The sequence below is a fragment of the Candidatus Frankia alpina genome (assembly GCF_902806485.1).
Taxonomy (GTDB): domain Bacteria; phylum Actinomycetota; class Actinomycetes; order Frankiales; family Frankiaceae; genus Frankia; species Frankia alpina.
Window position 1 is genome coordinate 1 of the sequence record NZ_CADCWT010000279.1, and the last position, 5,504, is coordinate 5,504.

The 5,504-nt window shown below is 73.6% G+C and carries 4 protein-coding genes; all 4 read left to right on the forward strand.

Annotated features, from left to right (window positions below; genetic code table 11):
• The first annotated feature begins 247 nt into the window (after positions 1–247).
• The 4 genes from sfnG (at position 248) to G6R25_RS20800 (ending at position 5,400) form a co-directional block, all read left to right on the forward strand.
• Positions 248–1,384 (forward strand): dimethylsulfone monooxygenase SfnG, encoded by a 1,137-nt coding sequence (gene sfnG / locus G6R25_RS20785; RefSeq protein WP_163554271.1) that lies wholly within the window; start codon positions 248–250, stop codon positions 1,382–1,384.
• 165 nt (positions 1,385–1,549) lie between these two features.
• Complete coding sequence (locus G6R25_RS20790) at positions 1,550–2,803, forward strand: acyl-CoA dehydrogenase family protein (protein ID WP_163554272.1); 1,254 nt, start codon at positions 1,550–1,552, stop codon at positions 2,801–2,803.
• Between the two features lie 79 nt (positions 2,804–2,882).
• A complete protein-coding gene (locus G6R25_RS20795; protein ID WP_163554273.1) occupies positions 2,883–4,136 on the forward strand; it encodes an SfnB family sulfur acquisition oxidoreductase in 1,254 nt (417 codons plus the stop codon).
• An 82-nt stretch (positions 4,137–4,218) separates the two neighbouring features.
• Positions 4,219–5,400: an LLM class flavin-dependent oxidoreductase gene (locus tag G6R25_RS20800; RefSeq protein WP_163554274.1), complete on the forward strand. Its 1,182-nt coding sequence runs from the start codon at positions 4,219–4,221 to the stop codon at positions 5,398–5,400.
• Positions 5,401–5,504 lie beyond the last annotated feature (104 nt).

Genomic DNA, 5,504 nt, shown 5'->3' on the forward strand with positions numbered 1-5,504 from the left:
GCCGGGAATGGCTCAGTGACACCGGCCCGGCCTCGCCGGCTCGCACTTCTCCGGTCCCACTGCATTCCCGCGTTCCGCATTCCCGTACCACCGGCGTCTCGCCGTACCGCCAGTGTTGCGGCGTGGCGGGATCACCGTGTTGGGGCAACACCGTCCCGGGACTCTGTGTTTCAGCAGCACCGTGACTCGCCGTCACTCGTATTCGTCCTGCCGTCTGCTCGTCCTGTCGCCATGAAGGTACTACCCGATGTCAGATGAGGTCGACGTCGGTCGCGAGCCGATCAGATTCGCCTACTGGGTGCCGAACGTCAGCGGCGGCCTGGTGGTCAGCAGGATCGAGCAGCGCACCGACTGGAGTTACGACTACAACCGGCGTCTCGCCGTGCTCGCGGAGAACAGCGGCTTCGACTATGCGCTCAGCCAGGTCCGCTACACGGCCTCCTACGGCGCCGCCTACCAGCACGAATCGACCAGCTTCAGCCTGGCGCTGCTGCTGGCCACCGAACGGCTGAAGGTGATCGCCGCGATCCACCCGGGGCTGTGGCATCCGGGTGTGCTGGCAAAGTTCATCGCCACCGCCGACCAGATCTCCGGCGGCCGGGCCGCCGTCAACGTCGTCAGCGGCTGGTTCAAGGACGAGTTCACCAAACTCGGCGAGGCCTGGCTGGAACACGACGAGCGGTACCGGCGCAGCGAGGAGTTCATCCGCTACCTGCGCGAGATCTGGACCGACGACCATGCCGAGTTCCGTGGCGACTTCTACCGGCTGCACGACTTCGACCTCAAGCCCAAGCCGGTGACGGCCCTCGACCGGCCGCATCCGGAGATCTTCCAGGGCGGCAACTCGACGGCCGCGCGGGCGATGGCGGGCCGGATGTCGGACTGGTACTTCAGCAACGGCCGCGACCTTGACGGCGTCAGCGAGCAGATCGCCGAGGTCAACGCCGAGGCGGCCCGCCACGGCGGGCGGCGGGTCCGGTTCGGCCTCAACGGGTTCCTCATCGCCCGCGACACCGAGGCCGAGGCCCGCGAGGTACTCCGCGAGATCATCGCGAAGGCCGACCGGGAGGCCGTCGAGGGTTTCGGTTCCGCGGTGAAGCAGGCCGGCCGGTCTACCTCCGACGGCAAGGGCATGTGGCAGGACTCGGAGTTCGCCGACCTGGTCCAGTACAACGACGGCTTCCGTACCGGCCTCGTCGGCACCCCTGAGCAGATCGCCGAGCGCATCGTCGCCTACCGTCGCCGCGGCGTCGACCTGATCCTGCTCGGCTTCCTGCACTACCTGGAAGACGTCGAGTACTTCGGTCGCCGGATCCTGCCGCTCGTGCGGGAACTGGAGGCCGACGCCGCCGAGCGCGGTGAGCTGGTCCGGAGAGCCTCCTGACCATGGCTCTCCACCGTCCGCGCGCCGGCCACCGGCGGCTGGTCCGGCGGCGCCACGTCGACCTCCGCCGCACGGGCAGCGCCTTGTGTCCGTGACCAGCCACGGCCCCCGAAGTGCCCGCGCGCCACCACGTGCTTGTCCATTTCCCTCATCGAGGAGCCCTGCATGTCTCTTGACGCCGACCAGCGGCCGTCCCCAGCCGCCGCTACGCCCGCCGACGACACCGTGATCTCCGACGACACCGCGGCGCGCTTTGCCGCCGCGCTGGCCCGCGCCGACCTCGTCGCCGCCGAGCTGCGCGCGACCGCCGCGGAACGCGACCACGCGAACCAGACCCCGCGCGCCGAGGTCGAGTTGCTGCGCCGCCACGACCTGCTCGCCGTCCAGGAGTCCGTCGCCTACGGCGGCGACGGACTCGACTACGCCCAGGCCGCCCAGCTCACCCGCCGCATCGCCCGCGGCGACACCTCCATCGCCCACCTGCTCGGCTATCACTACGCCCAGACGCGCATCGCCCCGCTGTTCGGCACGCCCGAGCAGGCCGACGCCCAGTCGCGGCGCAACGGCGCCGAGAAGCTGTTCTGGGGCGGCGTGCAGAACCCGCGCGGCGGCTCCGACCTGGTGCTGACCCGCGACGGCGACGCCTTCCGGCTGAACGGCCGGCGTTCGTTCGCCTCGGGGGCGAGCCTCGGCGACCAGTTGTCCGTCACCGCCGTGCTCGACGGCGAGCTCGTGTTCGTCTCGCTGCCCGCCGGGCGCGAGGGCTTCCGGGCCCTGCAGGACTGGGACAACATCGGCCAGCGGCTCACTGACTCCGGCGGCGTCGTGTTCGACAACGCCCGCATCGACCGCGCCGAACTGCTCGGCGACGACCCGCTCACCGGCCGCACCCTGACGCCGTACCAGACGCTGGTCACGCCGCACTGGCAGCTCGCGTTCGTCAACTTCTACATCGGCACCGCCGAGGGCGCGCTGGAGGAGGCGCTCGACTGGACTCGCCTGCAGGCCGCGCGGTGGGAGACCTCCGGCGTCGAGCGGGCCACCGACGACGCCTACATCCTGCAGACCGTCGGGGAGCTGCGCAGCGAGATCCGCGTCGCCGCCCTGCTGGCCGACCGGGCCGGCGAGGCGTTGCAGGCCGCCCTCACCATCGGGCCGGCCCTGACCGCGGACGAACGGGCCGAGGCGGCGATCGCTGTCTACGAGGCGAAGTACCTGACGACGGAGGTGTCGTTGGCGGCGGCGAGCCGGTTGTTCGAGATCCAGGGCTCGCGGGCGACGACCAGCGCCTACGGCTTCGACCGCCACTGGCGCAACCTGCGCACCCACACCGTCCACGACCCGGTGGCCTACAAGGCGCGCGAGGTCGGCGACTGGACGCTCAACCGCCGCGCCCCGGAGTTCTCCCTCTACCGCTGACCCCGCGGCCGCGGGGTGATGGCGGACGCAGCGAGGTGGCGTCCGCCATCACCCGCCCCTCGACCTCAGGAGTGCCACCGTGTCCGACCGCCCGTTCGCCGCCGCAACCGCCCCGGCCGTCGTCGACCGCCGGGTCGCGGTGCTGCGTTCGGACGCCGAGGCTGTCGAGGTCGCGGGCTCGCTCGCGGTCCGGTTCGCGGCCGGCGCCGGCGCCCGGGACGCCGAACGGCGGCTGCCCGCCGTCGAGGTCGAGGAGCTGTCCGCCTCGGGGCTGCTCGGCATCACCGTGCCGGCCCGCTTCGGCGGGGCGGACGTGTCGGTGGCGACGCTGACCGAGGTGTTCCGGCTGCTCGCCACCGCCGACGGGAGCCTCGCCCAGATCCCGCACAGCCACGTCGTCTTCCTCGACGCCCTGCGCCGCCAGGGCGACGCCGACCAGCATGCCTTCTACTTCGCCCAGGCGCTCGCCGGGCGGCGCTTCGCCAACGCGCAGACCGAGCGCGGCGGGCGGACGATCGCCGACGACGCCACCACGCTGCGCCGCAGTCCCGCCGGCGGCTATCTGCTCACCGGGGAGAAGTTCTACTGCACCGGCGCGCTGTTCGCCCACTGGCTGGTCGTGCGCGCGGTCCTCGCCGACACCGCGGCGCGCCCCGACGGTTCGCCGGTCAAGGCGCTGGTCTACATCCCCCGGGACGCGCCGGGCGTGCGGGTCGCCGACGACTGGGACGGCATGGGCCAGCGCACCACGGCCAGCGGCACCGTCCGCCTCGACGGGGTGGCGGTCGAGGCCGGCCAGGTCGTCCCGTTCTCGTCGCTGTTCGACGGCCCGACGACGTACGGCGCCCGCGCGCAGGTCCTGCACGCCGCGCTGGACGTAGGCATCGCCCGCGGCGCGCTCGACGCCGCCGTCGCCCAGGTCGCCACGGCCCGGCCGTGGTTCGAAAGCGGCGGGGCGCGGGCCGCCGACGATCCGCTGCTCGTCCAGCAGGCCGGCGAGCTGGAGATCGAGGTGCGGGCGGCGGAGGCGCTGCTGCGCGAGGCGGCGGCGGCCATCGACGCCGCCGAGTTCGACCCGACCGGCGACGCCACCGCGCGGGCGTCCGTCGCCACCGCCGTGGCCAAGGTCGCCGGCGCGCGGGCCGCGGTGCGCGCCGCGTCGGAGCTGTTCGAGCTCGGTGGTACCCGCTCGGCCGCCGGCACGCTGAACCTCGCCCGGCACTGGCGCGACGGCCGTACCCACACGCTGCACGACCCGAGCCGCTGGAAGGTCCAGCACATCGGCCGCTGGCTGCTGTCCGGCACCCCGCCGCCCCGCCACGGCCAGCTCTGAGCATTCAGCCGGGCCCCGCCCGGCGCCCGTCAGACCACCGCCGCGGGGGATCGGCGGTCGCGATCCCTGGAGGTGTCCGCCCATGACGCTGCGGTTGCACTGGTTCCTGCCCACCTACGGCGACTCGCGTTTCATCGTCGGCGGGGGTCACGGCCTGCCCGCGGGGGTCGCGGCCGGCGACCGGCGGTCCACCATCGGCTACCTGTCGTCGATCGCCCGCGCCGCCGAGGAGTTCGGGTTCGCCGGCGCGCTCACCCCGACCGGGGCCTGGTGTCAGGACGCCTGGCTGACGACGGCGATGCTGGCCCGCGAGTCCGAGCGGCCGGCGTTCCTCGTCGCGTTCCGGCCGGGCCTGATCAGCCCGACGCTCGCCGCCCAGATGGCCGCCACGTTCAGCGCGCACGCCCCCGGCCGGCTGCTGCTCAACGTCGTCACCGGCGGGGAGGCGCACGAGCAGCGCGCCTACGGCGACCACCTGGACAAGGAGGCCCGCTACGCCCGCTGCGACGAGTTCCTCGACGTGGTGCGCCGGCTGTGGGCGGGGGAGACGGTCACCCACCGCGGCACTCACCTGGACGTCGAGGCGGCCCGGCTGCCGACCCTGCCCGATCCCGTCCCGTCGCTGTACTTCGGCGGGTCCTCGGCCGCGGCCGGCCTCGTCGCCGAGACCCACGCCGACGTGTACCTGACCTGGGGGGAGCCGCTGGCCGCCGTCGCGGAGAAGATCGCCTGGGTCCGTCGGCTCGCCGCGCAGCGCGGTCGCACCATCCGCTTCGGCATCCGGCTGCACGTCATCACCCGCGACAGCGCCGACGACGCCTGGCGGGAGGCCCGGCGCCTGCTCGACGCCCTCGGCGAGGACGTCGTCACCGCCGCGCAGGCCGGCCTCGCCCGCAGCGAATCCACCGGCCAGTCCCGGATGCTGGCCCTGCACGCCAGCCACCGGGCCGACGGCAGCTGGCGCGACCCGCGCGCCCTGGAGATCGTCCCGAACCTGTGGGCCGGGGTCGGGCTGGTCCGGGGCGGCGCGGGCACCGCGCTGGTCGGCAGCCACGGCGAGGTGGCCGAGCGGGTCGTCGAGTACGCAGCTCTCGGCATCGACGAGTTCGTCTTCTCCGGCTACCCCCATCTGGAGGAGCTGTACTGGTTCGGCGAGGGCGTCCTACCGCAGCTCACCCGCGCCGGCCTGCACGCCGCCGCGTCTGCGTCGGCCGCCCCCGCCGACACCGGCAACCGCCCCTTCCTCCCCGCCGCCGCCCACTGACCGCCGTCGCTCACCGCCGCCGGTCTCACGCGCGGCGGCCGGGCGGAGGTAACTTCCTTGCCCTTCCGGGGGGTTCGACGTCCGATTCGTCCCTCTGGAAGGGC